The sequence below is a fragment of the uncultured Ruegeria sp. genome, from assembly GCF_947489545.1.
Taxonomy (GTDB): Bacteria; Pseudomonadota; Alphaproteobacteria; order Rhodobacterales; family Rhodobacteraceae; genus Ruegeria.
Window position 1 is genome coordinate 121649 of the sequence record NZ_CANLDZ010000005.1, and the last position, 16125, is coordinate 137773.

General features: G+C 55.0%; 20 protein-coding genes and 1 tRNA gene. 15 read left to right on the forward strand and 6 right to left on the reverse strand.

What is annotated here, in order from left to right; all coding sequences use genetic code 11:
- The first annotated feature begins 124 nt into the window (after positions 1 to 124).
- The 4 genes from Q1B13_RS09270 to Q1B13_RS09285 all read left to right on the forward strand — a co-directional run bounded on the left by Q1B13_RS09270 (position 125) and on the right by Q1B13_RS09285 (position 2663).
- Positions 125 to 253 carry a hypothetical protein gene (locus tag Q1B13_RS09270; RefSeq protein WP_299799777.1) on the forward strand — a complete coding sequence of 43 codons (129 nt, stop codon included), beginning with the start codon at positions 125 to 127 and terminating at the stop codon, positions 251 to 253.
- A gap of 81 nt (positions 254 to 334) precedes the next feature.
- Positions 335 to 604 (forward strand): MerR family transcriptional regulator, encoded by a 270-nt coding sequence (locus tag Q1B13_RS09275; protein WP_299076631.1) that lies wholly within the window; start codon positions 335 to 337, stop codon positions 602 to 604.
- 89 nt (positions 605 to 693) lie between these two features.
- Complete coding sequence (locus tag Q1B13_RS09280; protein ID WP_299799778.1) at positions 694 to 2019, forward strand: sensor histidine kinase; 1326 nt, start codon at positions 694 to 696, stop codon at positions 2017 to 2019.
- Positions 2016 to 2663 carry a response regulator transcription factor gene (locus Q1B13_RS09285; protein ID WP_298935517.1) on the forward strand — a complete coding sequence of 216 codons (648 nt, stop codon included), beginning with the start codon at positions 2016 to 2018 and terminating at the stop codon, positions 2661 to 2663. The genes Q1B13_RS09280 and Q1B13_RS09285 overlap by 4 nt, the downstream gene beginning before the upstream one ends.
- A 75-nt stretch (positions 2664 to 2738) precedes the next feature.
- Here Q1B13_RS09285 and Q1B13_RS09290 read toward each other — a convergent pair whose 3' ends face one another.
- The 4 genes from Q1B13_RS09290 to Q1B13_RS09305 form a co-directional block, all read right to left on the reverse strand.
- Complete coding sequence (locus tag Q1B13_RS09290) at positions 2739 to 3509, reverse strand: hypothetical protein (RefSeq protein WP_299075311.1); 771 nt, start codon at positions 3507 to 3509, stop codon at positions 2739 to 2741.
- A gap of 159 nt (positions 3510 to 3668) precedes the next feature.
- The gene (locus Q1B13_RS09295; RefSeq protein ID WP_299075313.1) at positions 3669 to 4550 is read right to left on the reverse strand and encodes a cation diffusion facilitator family transporter; all 882 of its coding nucleotides are present in this window, start codon (positions 4548 to 4550) and stop codon (positions 3669 to 3671) included.
- Between the two features lie 165 nt (positions 4551 to 4715).
- Positions 4716 to 5624, reverse strand: coding sequence for a cytochrome c (locus Q1B13_RS09300; RefSeq protein ID WP_299075316.1), 909 nt, complete (start codon positions 5622 to 5624; stop codon positions 4716 to 4718).
- A gap of 13 nt (positions 5625 to 5637) precedes the next feature.
- Positions 5638 to 6105 carry a cytochrome c gene (locus tag Q1B13_RS09305; protein WP_298935509.1) on the reverse strand — a complete coding sequence of 156 codons (468 nt, stop codon included), beginning with the start codon at positions 6103 to 6105 and terminating at the stop codon, positions 5638 to 5640.
- Between the two features lie 86 nt (positions 6106 to 6191).
- Here Q1B13_RS09305 and Q1B13_RS09310 point away from each other — a divergent pair, with 86 nt between their 5' ends.
- Complete coding sequence (locus Q1B13_RS09310) at positions 6192 to 7037, forward strand: LysR family transcriptional regulator (RefSeq protein ID WP_299075319.1); 846 nt, start codon at positions 6192 to 6194, stop codon at positions 7035 to 7037.
- 492 nt (positions 7038 to 7529) lie between these two features.
- Here Q1B13_RS09310 and Q1B13_RS09315 read toward each other — a convergent pair.
- A tRNA-Ser gene (locus Q1B13_RS09315) sits at positions 7530 to 7619 on the reverse strand.
- A gap of 123 nt (positions 7620 to 7742) precedes the next feature.
- Between Q1B13_RS09315 and Q1B13_RS09320 the strand changes: the two genes are divergently transcribed.
- The 9 genes from Q1B13_RS09320 (at position 7743) to Q1B13_RS09360 (ending at position 15241) form a co-directional block, all read left to right on the forward strand.
- Positions 7743 to 8585 carry a DUF2059 domain-containing protein gene (locus Q1B13_RS09320; protein WP_299075323.1) on the forward strand — a complete coding sequence of 281 codons (843 nt, stop codon included), beginning with the start codon at positions 7743 to 7745 and terminating at the stop codon, positions 8583 to 8585.
- Positions 8585 to 9385 (forward strand): DUF2059 domain-containing protein, encoded by an 801-nt coding sequence (locus tag Q1B13_RS09325; RefSeq protein ID WP_299075327.1) that lies wholly within the window; start codon positions 8585 to 8587, stop codon positions 9383 to 9385. Before Q1B13_RS09320 ends, Q1B13_RS09325 begins: the two co-directional genes overlap by 1 nt.
- A gap of 220 nt (positions 9386 to 9605) precedes the next feature.
- Positions 9606 to 10250 carry a 50S ribosomal protein L21 gene (locus Q1B13_RS09330; RefSeq protein WP_299075330.1) on the forward strand — a complete coding sequence of 215 codons (645 nt, stop codon included), beginning with the start codon at positions 9606 to 9608 and terminating at the stop codon, positions 10248 to 10250.
- Positions 10251 to 10261: 11 nt separating this feature from the next.
- Positions 10262 to 10531, forward strand: coding sequence for a 50S ribosomal protein L27 (gene rpmA / locus Q1B13_RS09335; RefSeq protein ID WP_037306861.1), 270 nt, complete (start codon positions 10262 to 10264; stop codon positions 10529 to 10531).
- A gap of 95 nt (positions 10532 to 10626) precedes the next feature.
- The gene (locus Q1B13_RS09340; RefSeq protein ID WP_298935494.1) at positions 10627 to 11235 is read left to right on the forward strand and encodes a LysE family translocator; all 609 of its coding nucleotides are present in this window, start codon (positions 10627 to 10629) and stop codon (positions 11233 to 11235) included.
- Positions 11232 to 11768: a GNAT family N-acetyltransferase gene (locus Q1B13_RS09345; protein WP_120635435.1), complete on the forward strand. Its 537-nt coding sequence runs from the start codon at positions 11232 to 11234 to the stop codon at positions 11766 to 11768. Before Q1B13_RS09340 ends, Q1B13_RS09345 begins: the two co-directional genes overlap by 4 nt.
- A gap of 37 nt (positions 11769 to 11805) precedes the next feature.
- Positions 11806 to 12840 (forward strand): GTPase ObgE, encoded by a 1035-nt coding sequence (gene obgE / locus Q1B13_RS09350; protein ID WP_299075332.1) that lies wholly within the window; start codon positions 11806 to 11808, stop codon positions 12838 to 12840.
- Positions 12828 to 13934 carry a glutamate 5-kinase gene (gene proB / locus Q1B13_RS09355; protein ID WP_298935492.1) on the forward strand — a complete coding sequence of 369 codons (1107 nt, stop codon included), beginning with the start codon at positions 12828 to 12830 and terminating at the stop codon, positions 13932 to 13934. The genes obgE and proB overlap by 13 nt, the downstream gene beginning before the upstream one ends.
- A gap of 44 nt (positions 13935 to 13978) precedes the next feature.
- Positions 13979 to 15241 carry a glutamate-5-semialdehyde dehydrogenase gene (locus tag Q1B13_RS09360; RefSeq protein ID WP_299075335.1) on the forward strand — a complete coding sequence of 421 codons (1263 nt, stop codon included), beginning with the start codon at positions 13979 to 13981 and terminating at the stop codon, positions 15239 to 15241.
- Here Q1B13_RS09360 and Q1B13_RS09365 read toward each other — a convergent pair.
- On the reverse strand, positions 15238 to 15834 hold the full coding sequence (locus Q1B13_RS09365) for a histidine phosphotransferase family protein (protein ID WP_299075338.1): 597 nt from the start codon (positions 15832 to 15834) through the stop codon (positions 15238 to 15240). The genes Q1B13_RS09360 and Q1B13_RS09365 overlap by 4 nt on opposite strands.
- 42 nt (positions 15835 to 15876) lie before the next feature.
- Between Q1B13_RS09365 and Q1B13_RS09370 the strand changes: the two genes are divergently transcribed.
- Complete coding sequence (locus Q1B13_RS09370) at positions 15877 to 16059, forward strand: DUF3553 domain-containing protein (protein WP_170430504.1); 183 nt, start codon at positions 15877 to 15879, stop codon at positions 16057 to 16059.
- The last annotated feature ends 66 nt before the right edge of the window (positions 16060 to 16125 follow it).

Below are 16125 nucleotides of genomic sequence, written 5' to 3' on the forward strand. Positions count from 1 at the left end.
CGTCAGGAGACTGTTACATGTGGAAGGTATGCGGCACTATCAGTACATGCCTTGACGTGTGGTCTGGGTGGAGGTGTCATTCTTGAAAGACTGTAATTGAATCCAAGCGATCAGGGCTAGTCGAATGAACCAGAAGTCCTCCATGGATAGCACCGATGGAACCGAATTGCGGCAGCTTGGACCTGGAAAATCGGCAATGGGTATGGGCTTGATGCCGGCTTATTCTGGGCAGGAATCTACCGGCGACCCTTAAGAAGTCGTCTTGAGCTCTGCCGCAAAATGGCGACCCCAAAACCGAACACCTGTTTATTGAAAGCCCGAAGGCGGGGTCGAAATAGAAACCATCTGCTACTACGAACGCGAAGGTATAGTATCAAAACCCGCACGAGCTCAGAACAATCGTCGCCTCTATTCAGCAAGCGGGGTGGGAAGACTGCGATTTTTGAAGAAGTGCCATGACCTGGACCTCCCTCTCTCGGACGCAAAGACTGACAATGATGGAAGACATCTGAGTCTGGCCTCTGGGCTGAAACTCAGGGTCCGAGATTTGGACAAATCACGTCAGACCAAGGTCTGTGGCACGGTAACAGATAGTAGTTCATAGTCGATTTCACGATGAGAGCGAAAGTAACTGACCTGACGATTGGCAATTGGTCTTTGTCGCGAGTATTTCTTGCGGCCAGCATTTTCGTGATGGGCACTGCTACCGCGATCGTCGGGGTATGGGTATCAAATCGAATTCAGAACGCCGTCGTGCAGAACTCCGCCAATTCCGCGGCGCTGTATATGGAAAGCGTAGTATCCCCGCTCAGCCAAGAATTGGCGCATGGCGACCGCCTTTCAGAGCAAGCAAGCCTTGCGCTGGACGAGATTTTCATGACCCAACCAATGAGCGACCGCATTGTTTCGTACAAGTTCTGGAAGCAAGGCGGCGTGATTGCACATGCCTCGGACACGGGCATCATTGGGAACCGTTTCAATCCAACGGATGATTTAAGGCGAGCGTGGAACGGAGGAATCTCTGGCTCTTTCGAAGAGCTTGATCATGCCGAAAGCGCTGCCGAAGCGGCACTTGGGATACCATTACTTGAAGTTTACAGCCCCATCCGCGAACTCTGGTCCGGCGAAATCATCGCAGTTGCGGAGTTCTACGAAAGAGCTGATCAGCTGGAGTTAGACTTAGCCAAGGCCAGGCGAACAAGTTGGTTGGTCGTCGGCTCCGCATTTCTGGCAAGTACTATTGTTTTGTATTCCATCGTCGCAATTGGCGACAAAACAATTCGACGACAGGGGAATCTCCTTAAACAGCGCCTGACAGAAAGTGAAAGGATGGCTGAGCAGAATGCCCTGCTGAGGGCGCGTGTGGTCGAGGCGTCAGAAAGATATGCCACGCAAACAGATCGGTTCCTCAAGAATCTTGGTGCAGAGCTACATGATGGTCCTGCGCAATACCTGTCGCTCGCCGCGCTACGATTGGAGGCTGCGTTTTCAGAACGCTCTGAAAAGCCAAGGGAGGCAGAAGAAATCCAGCAGTCTTTGCAGAAGTCTCTGACTGAAATTCGTGCTATTTCGCGAGGACTGTCCGCGCCAGACATCGACAAGCTGGCACTTGTCGATGTCGTGAAGAGAGCCGTAGAAGATCACGTAGAACAAAGCCCGCTGCGGCCGGACGTTTCGTTCCAGGGTAGCAAGGCCCCGGAGTTGTCATTGTCTGACAAGCTGTGTGTGTTTCGGTTCCTCCAGGAAACGCTTTCCAACGCCGCGAGATATGCCCCAGCTTCCAACTGCACTGTTACCTCTGAGGTGCAGAGCGACCGCATAGTTGTAAAGGTCAAAGACGACGGACCTGGATTTGATAAGTCAGAAGAAACCGCTTTGGGCAACGATGGAGGCCAAGGGTTATTGGGTTTGCGGGATCGGGTCGAGAGTGTTGGCGGCAGGTTAGAAGTCGCGACGAGGCTGGGCGAAGGCACCACCATTGCTATGACACTGTTTCCAAGAAAGATGAGTGTATCATGACAACAACTGTCGTTATTGCAGATGATCATCCAATTTTCAGAGATGGTTTGCAGCGAACGTTGGAGGAATCTGATGGGTTCGAAGTTTTGGCTGCTGGTTCCAATGCTGAAGAGGCAATATCGCTTGTCGGAACGCATCAGCCGGACGTAGCCATTCTTGATCTCTCGATGCCCGGTGGTGGGATAAGCGCGACACGCCAAATTGCGGCGATGGCAAATCCGCCCTTCATTGCGATTTTAACGGTCTCAGAGAACAGCAGCGATGTCGCGGACGCATTGGAGGCGGGTGCGATTGGTTATATCGTGAAAGGAGTGACAGCGAGCGAGTTGACGGCTTCCCTAGGCAGCATAGCCGCAGGTGAAGGGTTCGTTTCTCCGGGCTTGGCCTCTCGGGTACTGCTTCAAATCAACGCTGACACCGGCACCTCAAAGAACGGCAGCATTCTCGATGACCTTACGCATCGCGAAGAAGAGATACTTCGACGTGTGGCTAAAGGGTTAAGCAATAGAGAAATCGCCGAGGAATTGGATCTTCAGGAAAAGACTGTGAAGCATTACATGACGGCAATTCTGTCCAAGCTTCATGCACGAAATCGGGTAGAGGCCGCACTCATTGCTCATGAGGTTTGGAACAAGGGAGACTAACTGCGGTCTCTTTGACAAAGTTGGCGGCCTCTCACCAAGAGAAACCGCCAACGGATCATCGACTATAGTTGCTGCTTAGTTTGCAACCGCTTGTAATCTCCGGCGATCTGAGGCCGTAGCGTTCCTCTCAACAACAGTCCGATTGTACTGGTCTTTCAACTCGTAGCGCCCAAACTCGATCTCCTCTTTCCAACCGTTGGCATAGTTTACTTCAATATTGTTGCCCTGGCGTTCGATTTTCGTGGGTCGACTTCCAGCAGTACCTCCTTGCCCGGAAGAGCGTACGTTGTCGATTGAGATACCATTCGCCAAAGACCGAAGCCTTGAGACATCGGCACCGGTCGCGGGGCGCTCCTCGACAGTTCGGTTCTGAGCATTTTTTCTCTCATACCGCCCGTTTTCGATCTCTTCCTTGGTGCCGTCAGCGTAACGCACTTCAATGCCGTTGGCGTTTGTTTCAACCTTTGTTACCCCGGTCGAACCCGACGGCTTGCCCCCAGCTTGAGAACTATCTTTCTTTCCGCTGCCCTTTTTGGAACGTTTCGAGGCATCATCGTCATCGTCATCGTCATCGTCGCGACCACTTTTGCCTGATCCTGAATTGTCGTCACGATCATCATCCCGGTCGTCGTCACGATCATCGTCTCTGTCGTCGTCGCGATCATCGTCTCTGTCGTCGTCGCGATCATCTCCATCTTTCCCCTTGCCGCTCTTTGCAAAGGCATATGACGGTTCAAAATGTAGGCGACCGTCTTCATCAAATGCTGGCACATAAGGCGTCGCCGCAATCAACGAAGCCAACGCCGCAGTACCAAGAAGTTGACCCAGCTTTCTTTGAATTTTCATTTTCGCCTCCAATTCTGAGCGTCACGCTTCGTGACGTTGGAGACAGGTTACTTCTGGTTCGGCTTGCCCACATCGGGCTTAGGTCTGACGAATTTCAAGCCGAACGTCTTAGCCAGATCAGTCAAATCAATAGTGTTTTTGCAGGGCTAAAAAACAAGTTTAGTGGGAGTTAACCCCGTCACCCTTCAATTCGTCATCGGGTTCGAGGTGAATGACAAAGACTGAACCCGGATACAAACGACCCAATTCTTCCTCGATGTCATTGCATATATCATGCGCTGCACTGACTGGCATTGTGCCGTCCATAACAAGGTGAAACTCCGCAAATATAACATTTGCGGACCTGCGCCCTTTTAGGTCGTGGTATTCTAAGGCTGCGCCGAGGTTTGCTTCGATTGCTTTAGAAACGGTCTGCAAATCATGCTCCGACAGTGTCACATCCATCAGACCATCGACGGAAGCCCGTATGACTTTCCAGCCCTCCCACAAGATGTTCAACGCGACAAGAATTGCCAGAATTGGGTCGAGGATCAACCAGCCGGTGACAAGCGCCAGTATCAGACCTGCGATGACACCAACTGAAGTCATGACATCTGTAAAAATGTGCCGGGAGCTTGCCTCCAATGCAGGTGAACCCTCGCGCCTGCCGATTTTGAGCAATAGATAGGCCCACGCACCGTTCACGCCCGTTGCAACGATATTGATGGCAATTCCAAGCAGCGGCGCGTCCTCTAGGTGCGGGTTCGGAAGTGCCAACACGGCTTCTCTGATGATCAAGAACGCTGCCAGCACAATAAGTGCGCCTTCTACGACGGCGGAAAGATACTCGGCTTTTTTGTGACCAAAGGGGTGGTTTTCATCAGGGGGTTTATTGGCAACCCGAACCGCAAAATATGCCAGCAACGCCGCAGCGACATTCACGGTAGATTCCATTGCGTCCGATAACAACGCCACCGAGCCTGTCAGCCACCAAGCCAGCAGTTTCAGGGCCAGTACCGCAATGGATATCGGAATGGACCAAAGAGCGATTTTTTGTGTCATTTGGCCACAACCCTCACTCAATCATGAACAGAAACTCGGGCGATCGGTGAGCTCCGATTTTCTAAACGTAAAACAGGTGTTTGGTGAAAAGGAAACAGGCCTTGAAGCTTCCTGCTTGCGACCCGCTACTGCATTTCGCATTCGCTGTATGGTGCCGAACGGCTGTTACTGCGAGGCAAGCCCTGTCGACGACGCGGGAACAGCTTTGAGATAGGCAGCAATAGCCAAGCGCTCCTCATCCGTAAGGCGTGATGTGTTCTCGATAACCTCCACCATCTCACCACCTGCGCTGTCATAATCTGGCGTGAAGCCAGACTTCAGATACTCGGCAATATCAGCCTCGGACCAATCAAGTTGGGCAGAGGTCAGCCCAGGGATGCGTCCTTTTCCGCTGGGATTTGGCGCACCCGTCAACCAGAGATCGCGTTGCAGCCCCCCCAAGCCGTTGCGCGGCGTATGGCATTCAGCGCAGTGACCCAGCGCCTCCACCAGATACCGGCCTTGTCTTTGTTGGTCGGTCAGATCACCTTCGACCACCCAGCCTGGTGACATGAACAAGAGCTTCCATCCCCCCAGCCCGCGCCGAACGTTGAAGGGAAAACCTACTTCATGCGCAAGGCTTTCGGTTGCGACCGCCGGCAGCGTGCCGAGGAATGCATGAAGCGAAACAACGTCTGTGGCCGACATGTTGGCGTAAGACGTATAGGGAAACGCAGGAAAATAGTGCTGCCCTTCGGGTCCGGTTCCATGAATCAGGGCATTGGCCAGATCCAGTGCAGACCAGGACCTGATACCAACCTCCGGGTCACTGGATATGTTGGGGGCAATGAACGCGCCAAAATCCGTCTCGAACCGGCGGCCTCCGGCGAGTAAAAGCTTGTCTTCACCAACCGACCCCGGCGCTGAATGGCAGGAAGCACATCCTGCCGCGTGGAACACAGACTCACCTCTGGCAAGATCAGGGGTCAAACCGACCAGTTGGGTCTGATCCATTCTTTGTGGTCGGGTCAGCACCAAACCGGCCAGCCCGACCAACACGACGACAATTGCGACGAACAATAGAAAGCGCCGCACCGTCAGTGCCCAATCAATTCTTTGGCGCTCTGTACGCTTTGTGACATGCCGAACAGCTTCCGCCCAGATCGCCCATTGCAGCTTTCAGGGCATCAACATCTTGCCCTGCGGCAGTCTGCATCGAAACAGCGGCATCTGCCATGGCCTGTCCTTTAGCACCCACGTCAGGGAAGCTTTCCCAGATCACAGGCAATGCTCGAGTGGACGGATCGGACACATTGTCGGATCCCGGGGGCCACATCGCTGATTGGTCGATCTGCGTCAAAACAACAAGGTTATTCGCGGCCCGTGCTGCGGCGTCAGCATCGTAATCGATCTCTCCCTTAGCCATGCCGCCGAGCGTACCAAGATTGAAGGCATAGAGCTGCATGATTGAGGTCCGAGCTTTCACAGCCGGGTTTTCGCTTTCATGGGCGATGGCTGCGCCAATAGCGGCAACTGACAAAAGACCTGCCGCGAAAATTGAGAACTTCTTCATCATGATGTGTCTCCCTGTTCAACAAGCCGAATGTTAGCTTGAACGAAATTTATTGTAATTGTTTGTTATTCGTCGTCACTTGTTAATTTATGAACAACGAGAATTGGGATAACATTCGCTATGCGCTTGCCGTCAGTAAACACGGTTCATTGAATGCAGCCGCCGCGGCGTTGGGTGTCACGCATGCCACGGTCCTTCGTAGAGTTGCTGCATTCGAAGAGCAAAGTGGCTGCATGGTTTTTCAGAAGGGCCCATCAGGGTATTCTGTTCTCCCTGAAGCCAGTGCGATCTTATCGGCTATGGAAAGTGTTGAGGACGCGGTACTTTCGGTGGAGCGGGCCATTGTGGGCGCAAATCGTTCTCCTGTGGGCCATGTTCGCATTACATCCACCGACAGCCTTTGCCAGATTGTTCTACCTCCAATACTAATTGAGATCTCACGGCTTTACCCCAGCCTGAAACTGACTTTGCTAAGCGGAAATAGTCACCATGATTTATCCCGGTTGAGCGCAGACATCGCCGTGCGCCCATCGATAAAGCTCGGGGAGGGGCTGATTGGGCAGCGTGCAGGAACACTGTCGTTCGGAGTCTTTGACGACGGCTCTCCCGATCGCAAATGGATGAGGCTTGATGGGGCGTTAAGCAGTTCGCTTCCTGCCAAATGGCTGGAGGAGAATGTCAGTGCTGACGAAATGATAAACGGGGCAGACAGTTTTTTGGTGCTACAGCAGATGGCCGCCGCAGGAGTCGGTAAAACGTTTTTGCCTACGTTTTTTGGCGACACGGATTCCAGGCTTCGCAGGTCGCATGACGTCACCCCAAAAATTGAGGTTCCACTCTGGGTTGCGACGCTGGACGAAATAGCGAACACTCCCAGATTTGCAGTCGTTCAACGAGCGTTGGTTGAACGCTTAGGCATTGTTCTGACTGGATGACGTTGTTTTTTGAAATCAGTCCCGAGCATTCGGATTACACTCCTAGCAGATAGACGACGTAGAACCTATAATGGTTGCATCAGAACTAACGGGCTGCCCGCAGGAAGAACGCTTTGGCCCGTCGAACGGTCACTCCGATGGCCGAAGTTGCTGGTGCTTAGTCTTACCCGGAACCGACCTTGGCGCACACCGCTGCGAATGACTGCTTCCCGCCCGAGTAAGGCTGAAGGAGACAACGGTATCCGCTTAAGCTCAACAAAAGCCGCGAAAACTAAAAGGATTCCTGCAGACGCGGGGTCCCTTTTTGTTTGCCTGAACGAATTTGGGAAGGGACCAAAAGTGACATAGTAGGCGCCAAAGGGAGCATAGTTGACATAGCCGGAGGACCCCAAATGAGTCATAGTGTGACACCTTTGGTCTAAACTAACGCCAACCCGAAAGCCCCGCTAGACCCTGAAACGCGTTAATTTTCACTGTTTTTCACTGGAATAGTGGCGGAGAGACAGGGATTCGAACCCTGGGTAGGCTTGCACCCACAACGGTTTTCGAGACCGCCCCGTTCGACCACTCCGGCACCTCTCCGCGGGGGTCTGTGAGGGGGGGATTTAGTGAGGAACGTACAGCGGTGCAAGCACAAAGTTCCACAAATCATCAAAGCCCGGATTTTCCATTGCCTGCAGGCACAAAACTCCTAGGCTATTAGGCATGACATATTTTGCACGGCGTTTCGCCATTCCGTTTCTTGTGCCGCTTGCGGCTTTGGTCCTGATCCCGCTTCAGGTTGTGGCAGCCAACCGTGACCGTGTTGAGGCGTTTTTGACAACAACCGGGTTTGACGTGGCGCTCGAAAGCATTGCGCTGGCGTCGGGATCCGCACCACAAATGCTGGGCATTGATCCCGACGGGTTCGGGTCGGATTGGACACGATTGACGGAAGAGGTGTTTGACACAGAGGATATGCACGAAACCGCCGTGACGATCCTGGAACAAACTCTCAGCGACGAAGCTTTGGGACATGCTGTCGAGTTTTATGCCTCGGATCTGGGTCAGCGGTTGGTAGAGGCCGAGAATGCGTCGCATATGATAGATGACGACGAGGCCAAGCAAATGGAAGGGCAGGAGATTGTTGCGGGCCTGATCCAAGACGGGTCGCAACGCGTGGAAAGCCTGAAGCGGATGAACCGCGCGATCGATTCCACCGGAACGGCGTTGCGGGCGCTACAGGAGATTCAATTGCGGTTCCTGCTGGCCGCAAGCGCGTCGGGCGTGATCGACCTTCAACTCGGCGCAGACGAGTTGCGCCAGATGATGAAGCGCAACGAAACCGCTATGCGCCAGTCTTTGCAATTGTCGGCACTGGCGGGGGCCGCATACACCTATCAGGATTTCTCGGATTCGGATGTCGATGCCTATGTCGAAGCCCTGGAACAGCCGTTGATGCAGGAAGTGTACGAGCTGTTGAATGCCATTCAATACGAGATCATGGCGATGAAGTTCGAAATTCTGGCTGCCAGAATGGCTGATCTGCATCCGGCGCAGGATATATGATGCGTCTGAGCTGCCTTTTAGCTTTTCTGGTCTTTTGGGCGCCGCCACTGGTGGCCGACGAAAAGGTCGACCGTTTGGCCGACGCCATGCATCTGTCGCAGGTCATGGACATTCTGGTCGATGAAGCGATGGTCCAGCGTCGTGAGTTGGATGAAACGCTGTTGGACAACACCGGCGGCGCCTTCTTTGAAGCGCAGGTTGAAGACATCTACGATCCGGTCTGGATGCAAGAACGCGTGACAGAGGCCTTCGAACGCGGGCTAACGGACAGTCAATTGGATCAGGCCATCGTGTTTTTCGAAAGCGACTTGGGCCAAACGATTATCTCCCTTGAAAATTCCGCAAGACGGGCAATTTCGGACGAGGCCATCGAGGAAATGGCGCGCGAGGCCTATGAAAGTACCGCGCGGGACTCGGTGCGATATGAACTGGTCGACGAGTATATCCAGATCAACAACCTTGTAGAACAGAATGTAGAAGGGTCGTTGAGCGCGGATTTCAACTTTTTCCGAGGTCTTGCCTATGGCGAGCTATCGGATGAAGGTGAGTTGCTGGCGGAGTTGCTTTCTGAGACAGACAGCAAGACAGAAGAAGCCACGACCTGGCTGTACTCGTTTCTTTTGCTTGCGTACCGACCAATGGACGAAGCGCAGATGCGTGAAAATATCGCGTTCTCTCGTACCGATACGGGTCAGGCCGTGAATGAGGCCTTGTTTGACGGGTTCGACCAGATGTTTGACAGCATATCTTTCCGTCTGGGCGAGGCCGCCGCACAGGTCCTCAGAGGATCGGATCTTTGACACCGGTTGGGTGTTGACTTTCACAGGTAATCTATGGATAAGCGCGCATCCCGGCCGGTATTCCGCGCCGGGTATCGTTATTATTTGACCCATTGGGCATACCCCAAAGGTCAGTCACACAGCCCGAAAAGGGCGCGCTGTTCGAGGTGGCCTTCAAGTTCATTGGGGCCAAAACATCCAGACGGGGACCACAGAACGCGGGAATGAAAAGGAAAGACGCATGTTTGCGGTCCTCAAGACTGGCGGCAAGCAGTACAAGGTTCAGGCGGGCGATATCCTCCGCGTTGAAAAATTGGCTGCCGACGCAGGTGAAACAGTTCAATTCAACGACGTACTGATGCTGGGCGGTGACGCACCGGTTGTTGGCGCGCCGTTTATCGAAGGCGCCGGCGTTCAAGCCGAAGTTGTCGAACAGATCAAAGGTGACAAGGTCATCAAGTTCGTCAAACGCCGTCGTAAGCACAGCTCGAAGCGCACCGTTGGCCACCGTCAGAAGCTGACACTGGTCAAAATCACCGATATCCTGTCGTCGGGCGCTGACAAGTCGGGCATCAAAGCTGCAACCGGTTCGGTTTCCGCAGCAGCTGTTGAAGCAGCAGCACCCAAGAAAGCAGCTCCGAAAAAGGCGCCTGCCAAGAAAGCCGAAGCACCCGCTGCTGAAGCTGGCACGGACGATCTGAAGAAACTGTCCGGCGTTGGCCCTGCACTTGAGAAGAAGCTTCTTGCAGCAGGCATCACCACCTTTGCCCAGATCGCGGCATGGACGGATGAAGACGTAGCTGCTATGGACGAGAAACTGTCGTTCAAAGGCCGGATCGAGCGTGAAGGCTGGATCGAACAGGCCAAAGAACTGGCTAAAGGCTAAGGAGAGAGAGAATGGCACACAAAAAAGCTGGCGGTTCCTCCCGTAACGGTCGCGACTCAGCGGGTCGCCGCCTTGGCGTTAAACTCTATGGTGGTCAGGCTGCCATCGCAGGCAACATCATCGTGCGTCAGCGCGGCACCAAGTTTTGGCCGGGCGAAGGCGTAGGCATCGGCAAGGATCACACGATCTTTGCGACCACTGATGGCGCTGTCAAGTTTCACAAAGGCCTCAAAAACCGCACCTTTATTTCGGTCCTGCCAGTGGCGGAGGCCGCAGAGTAAGCCGAAACCCAGAGGTTTAAGAAAAATTCATGGGGGACCGGCACAAAGTGCCGGTCCCCTTTCTCGTTTTAACGCAATTTTGATCGAATGGTCTGATGACAGTCGCAACCACCAGTTTCCTGATCTTTGCCGCCAGTCAGGTCGGCACACCGGGACCGGCCAATATGGTCCTGCTGGGAACAGGTGCGCGTTATGGTTTTCGGGCGGCGCTGCCGTTTGTGGCCGGTGTTGTTCTGGGCAAGCAACTGATCATCTGGCCCGTTGGGTTTGGGTTGATGCAGGTCGCGGATCAGGCTCCGATGGCGTTTGCTGCCCTGAAATATGCTTCGGCGGCATATATTTGCTGGCTTGCGTGGAAAATCGCCAATCTGCGACTTTCGCGTGACGTGTCCGTTCAGGATGTGCCCGGTTTCTGGGCCGGGCTGATCGTGCATCCACTTAACCCCAAGGCCTGGGCGATGATTATTGCCGGATTCACCGGTTTTGTTGCCGCAGGTACGCCCAGTCTTAACGCGACATTTACAATCGCTCTGTGTCTATTGCTCTGCCAGATTGTCCTGCACCCTATCTGGACTTTTGCAGGCGATAGAATTGCCCATGTGGTTGAAGGACGGCCCGCGGAAAAATATCTGATGTGGACTTTAGCCAGTTTGACTGTTGCGTCCGTATTATTCGTGTTGTTCGGAGGAGGAACGCACTCATGAAACTTGAGACAATAATAAATCAGCCGGTCATCGAAACCGAGCGGTTCGATCTGCGCCCTTTGCGTCGTTCGGATATGGGTCTCGTCGAACATTATGCAGGCGATGAACGCGTTGCGCGTATGACCACCAGTATTCCCCACCCGCTGCCACCGGGTTCGATCGAAGCCTTCGTGACGCGTTCGATGGCAGACGAGCGGGACGAAGATGTCTGGGCCATGGATGCCACAAAGGATGGCGGCCCAGAACTTATCGGTCTGATTTCCCTGACTCGACTGGATCGCAACCAGACTGAGGTTGGGTATTGGGTTGCACCTGTCTACTGGAATACCGGCGTCGCCTCACTGGCCGTCGAGGCCTTGGTCAATACCAACCCGCTGAAGAACGCGAACATGTTCGCCAGCGTATTTCAGGACAATCCGGCCTCGGCCCGGGTGCTGATTCACTGCGGGTTTGAGTACTTGGGCGACGCCGAGAGCTATTCGGTGGCACGCGACGCAAATGTGCCCACCTGGACATACAGCAAGAAACTCTGACTTGTGGCCGGTGGGGCCTTTGCAGTAGGGGACTGACATGAAATTTCTCGATCTTGCAAAGGTCTACATCCGGTCCGGGGCCGGCGGTGGCGGGTGCGTCAGCTTTCGGCGCGAAAAATATATTGAATATGGTGGGCCCGATGGTGGCGACGGCGGCAAAGGTGGCTCGGTCTGGGCCGAGGTTGTCGATGGGTTGAACACCCTGATCGACTTCCGCTATCAGCAGCATTTCTTTGCTAAAAGTGGCCAACCCGGTCGCGGTCAGCAAAGGACCGGCAAGGATGGTGACGACATCATTCTGCGCGTCCCCGTCGGCACCGAGATTCTGGACGAAGATGAAGAGACCGTGATCGCGGACCTGACGCAAGTGGGCGAACGCGTCTTGCTGGCCAAGGGCGGCAATGGTGGCTTCGGCAACCTGCACTTTAAATCCGCCACCAATCAGGCCCCGCGCCGCGCCAATCCGGGGCAGGGCGGCATTGACCGGACCATCTGGCTGCGCCTGAAGCTGATCGCGGATGTCGGGCTTTTGGGCATGCCGAATGCCGGAAAATCTACCTTTCTGGCGGCCACATCAAACGCGCGCCCCAAGATTGCGGACTATCCGTTTACAACGCTGCATCCCAATCTTGGCGTCGTCGGCGTGGACAACGTGGAATTTGTCGTCGCTGACATTCCCGGCCTGATCGAAGGCGCCCATGAAGGGCGCGGCATTGGCGATCGTTTTCTAGGCCATGTGGAACGCTGCGCGGTCTTGTTGCATCTGGTCGATGGCACCTCTGAGACGGTCGCCGAGGATTACCGTACAATCATTCATGAGCTTGAAGCTTATGGCGGGGCCTTGGCCGAAAAGCCGCGGATCACAGTGCTCAACAAGATCGACGCGTTGGATGAGGAAGAGCTTGAAGCGGCCAAGACCGAACTGCAAGAGGCTGTTGGTGGTCCGATCATGACAATGTCCGGCGTCGCCCGTCAGGGTGTGACCGAAGTGCTGCGCGCCCTAAGAACCCGAATTGACGAAGACAGGTTGCGCCAGAAGCCTGTCGAGGAGACGACGACGTGGCGGCCCTAACCGCTGCAAACCGATTGGTCGTTAAAATCGGATCTGCCCTGTTGGTGGATCGCGAAACGGGTTTGCTGCGATCAGACTGGTTGCAGTCGCTGGCACAGGATGTTGCCTGGCTCAAAGGGCAGGGCACAGATGTCATTCTTGTATCCTCGGGGTCGATTGCATTGGGGCGCGGTGTTCTGAACCTGCCTGCGGCCACATTGGCGCTCGAACAATCTCAGGCGGCGGCGGCAGTTGGGCAAATCCGACTGGCGCGCGCCTATGAAGAAGCGCTGACGCCGCACCGAATTACGACCGCTCAGGTCCTGGTTACGCTGGAGGACAGTGCCAATCGGCGCCGGTATCTGAATTCACGCGCGACGCTGGAGACCTTGCTGGGTTTGGGTGTGGTTCCGATCGTGAATGAGAATGACACAGTGGCCACGGACGAAATCCGCTATGGCGACAATGACCGTTTGGCGGCCCAGATTGCCGTGACCGTTGGCGCCGATCAGTTGATCCTGCTATCGGATGTGGATGGGTTCTACAGCGGCAATCCCAGCGAAGACGTCTCGGCCACGCGCTATGACGTGATTGATGAGATCACGCCCGAGATCGAGGCGATGGCGGGTGACGCCGGATCCGGTCTGTCGAAGGGCGGTATGAAAACCAAATTGCTTGCAGCAAAGATGGCAATTGCCGCAGGTTGTACGATGGCAATTACAGAAGGTTCGAAATTGAACCCTTTGAAATCTTTGAACAACGGCGCAAACTGCACCTGGTTTACGGCGACGCTCGATCCACATGCCGCCCGGAAACGTTGGATTTCTGCAATGAAACCTCGTGGCGAAATTACCGTTGATGCAGGCGCGGCGAAGGCGTTGGCAAATGGAAAAAGCTTGCTGCCAGCTGGCATCGTTGCGGTAAACGGAGAGTTCGGGCGCGGTGATCCAGTTGCGGTTCTCGATCCGCAGTCTCGCCGACTGGCACAGGGCCTCAGCCGATATACGGCGCAGGAGGCCGACGCAATCAAAGGGCGCAGATCGTCGGAAATCGAGGCGACGTTGGGCTATCCGGGTCGGGCGGCATTGATCCACCGCGACGACTTGGCGCTTTAGCGGCGCACTGTTACTGAAAGCTACCGACCAGAAAGGCACGTGATATGAAGGATTTCGACAGCATCCCCGACCTGATGACCGACCTTGGAAAGCGTGCCAAAGCAGCATCAGCGGAATTGGCCTTTGCAAGCGCGGAACGCAAACATGCGGCCCTGATCGCAGCGGCCGAGGCGGTTTGGAACAATCGCTCTCAGATCATCGCGGCCAACCAGAAGGATATGGAATTCGGTCGTAACAAGGGTCTCAGCCCCGCGATGATGGACCGTCTGATGCTGGATGAGACACGCATTCAGGGCATGGTCGATGGCTTGCGTACCGTCGCAGATCAGGCCGACCCGGTGGGTGAGGTGCTGACGGAATGGGATATGCCATCCGGTCTGAACATCCAGCGCGTGCGTACTCCGCTGGGTGTGATCGGTGTCATCTATGAAAGCCGCCCCAATGTAACGGCAGACGCAGGTGCTTTGTGCCTGAAATCCGGCAATGCCGTGATCCTGCGGGGCGGGTCCGAGGGATTTCATTCGTCCACCGCCATCCACGCCTGTCTGGTCGAGGGTTTGAAGGCTGCGAACCTGCCCGAAGATGCCATTCAACTGGTCCCGACGCGCGACCGCGCTGCGGTTCAGGAATTGCTGACAATGACCGATTATGTCGATGTCATCGTCCCACGTGGCGGCAAGGGTTTGGTCGGACTGGTCCAGCGCGAAGCTCGCGTTCCGGTGTTTGCCCATCTCGAAGGCATCGTGCATATCTATGTCGACAAAGACGCTGATCCGCAGAAAACCTTGGATGTCGTGCTGAACGCCAAGACCCGCCGCACAGGTATTTGTGGCGCGGCTGAATGCCTACTGATCCATCAGGATGTCGCTGAGACGCTGGGGCAAGACATCATCGCCGCCCTATTGGCGGCGGGTGTTGAGGTTCATGCCGAAGGCCCTTTGGCTGTGGAGGGCACTGTTTCGGCCTCGGCCGATGACTGGGGCAAAGAATTTCTGGACAGCATCATCGCCGCCAAACCGGTCGCTGACATTGATGGCGCTATTGCGCATATCCGCCAATTCGGTTCGAACCATACAGACTGTATTATGACAGAAGATGCCAGTGCCGCCGCCCGTTTCTTTGAGCGGCTGGACAGTGCGATCCTGATGCACAACGCCTCGACCCAGTTTGCCGATGGTGGTGAGTTCGGCATGGGTGCCGAGATCGGGATCGCCACCGGTAAAATGCACGCGCGCGGCCCGGTGGGGGCAGCACAGTTGACCAGCTTTAAGTACCTTGTCCGCGGGAACGGAGCGACCCGCGCCTAAAATCTAAGGGTAACGCGGGTCGATGCAGTCTCGACTGCTATTTTTCGACCCATGGCTGTGGCGCTTTCGGGTAACAACGCAAATTGCACCTGAGCAGGTGTGATCTTGTTTGGAAAACGCCCTGTTACAACATGTTTCCATAGGGCACCGTCGACATTCAGCTTGTCAGCGGTGCCTGTCACCTCCCACTTGTCGCCATGCCCACTGATCCGGACATCGCCCCCCATCGGCATGGCACTTTCGCAGCACATAAGCGCCAAAAAGGCCAGTTTCACCTGATTGCGCGGCACCGCATCTGTCAGATTCCAGTGCACTCGAACCCGACCGGCGCGTTCAACATCTTTCAGAAGATCCGCTACCTCGGTCCGACCCAATGGCTGATCACCGGCAGATCCAAAGGCAACCCGGAAAAAGCGGATCCGTGCCCCGGCACTGCCGACACTGCCCGAGATCAGCTCCATTTCCGGGCCTTGCACTGCGCCAACCATATCCAAAAGCTCAAGCCCATTGGTAATTGCCCCAATCGGGCTGATCAGATCATGACAGATCCGAGAGCCGATCAATTCGGCCAGGTTGACGTCTGAGCCGCCCATGCGTACCTCCTGCTGTATCTGCCACCGGACCGGAGCCCAAGCATGACGGATTTGAATGCCATTCTCGCACCGGGCATGTTCGTGCGCCACCCGGATTTCCCGGATTGGGGCGTCGGACAGGTTCAATCCAACATCGCAGGCAAGATCACCGTGAACTTTCGCGAGCAGGGGAAAGTGGTAATCGATGGAACACGCATCGCCCTGATGCCGGTCTTTGATCCGTGAAACTGGTTTAGGAATAGTTAACAGGAAAGCCTGTCACCGTCTGGTTGCCTTTGCCTGAAAAACTGC

Coding starts and splice junctions, on each gene's coding strand:
- Q1B13_RS09320 (WP_299075323.1), top strand. CDS start 7,743: ATGACATATTTTGCACGGCGTTTCGCCATTCCGTTTCTTGTGCCGCTT.
- Q1B13_RS09370 (WP_170430504.1), top strand. CDS start 15,877: ATGACGGATTTGAATGCCATTCTCGCACCGGGCATGTTCGTGCGCCAC.
- Q1B13_RS09295 (WP_299075313.1), bottom strand. CDS start 4,550: ATGACACAAAAAATCGCTCTTTGGTCCATTCCGATATCCATTGCGGTA.
- rpmA (WP_037306861.1), top strand. CDS start 10,262: ATGGCACACAAAAAAGCTGGCGGTTCCTCCCGTAACGGTCGCGACTCA.
- Q1B13_RS09365 (WP_299075338.1), bottom strand. CDS start 15,834: ATGGGCGGCTCAGACGTCAACCTGGCCGAATTGATCGGCTCTCGGATC.
- Q1B13_RS09325 (WP_299075327.1), top strand. CDS start 8,585: ATGCGTCTGAGCTGCCTTTTAGCTTTTCTGGTCTTTTGGGCGCCGCCA.
- obgE (WP_299075332.1), top strand. CDS start 11,806: ATGAAATTTCTCGATCTTGCAAAGGTCTACATCCGGTCCGGGGCCGGC.
- Q1B13_RS09280 (WP_299799778.1), top strand. CDS start 694: ATGGGCACTGCTACCGCGATCGTCGGGGTATGGGTATCAAATCGAATT.
- Q1B13_RS09270 (WP_299799777.1), top strand. CDS start 125: ATGAACCAGAAGTCCTCCATGGATAGCACCGATGGAACCGAATTGCGG.
- Q1B13_RS09310 (WP_299075319.1), top strand. CDS start 6,192: ATGAACAACGAGAATTGGGATAACATTCGCTATGCGCTTGCCGTCAGT.
- Q1B13_RS09305 (WP_298935509.1), bottom strand. CDS start 6,105: ATGATGAAGAAGTTCTCAATTTTCGCGGCAGGTCTTTTGTCAGTTGCC.
- Q1B13_RS09290 (WP_299075311.1), bottom strand. CDS start 3,509: ATGAAAATTCAAAGAAAGCTGGGTCAACTTCTTGGTACTGCGGCGTTG.
- Q1B13_RS09330 (WP_299075330.1), top strand. CDS start 9,606: ATGTTTGCGGTCCTCAAGACTGGCGGCAAGCAGTACAAGGTTCAGGCG.
- Q1B13_RS09285 (WP_298935517.1), top strand. CDS start 2,016: ATGACAACAACTGTCGTTATTGCAGATGATCATCCAATTTTCAGAGAT.
- Q1B13_RS09360 (WP_299075335.1), top strand. CDS start 13,979: ATGAAGGATTTCGACAGCATCCCCGACCTGATGACCGACCTTGGAAAG.
- Q1B13_RS09345 (WP_120635435.1), top strand. CDS start 11,232: ATGAAACTTGAGACAATAATAAATCAGCCGGTCATCGAAACCGAGCGG.
- Q1B13_RS09340 (WP_298935494.1), top strand. CDS start 10,627: ATGACAGTCGCAACCACCAGTTTCCTGATCTTTGCCGCCAGTCAGGTC.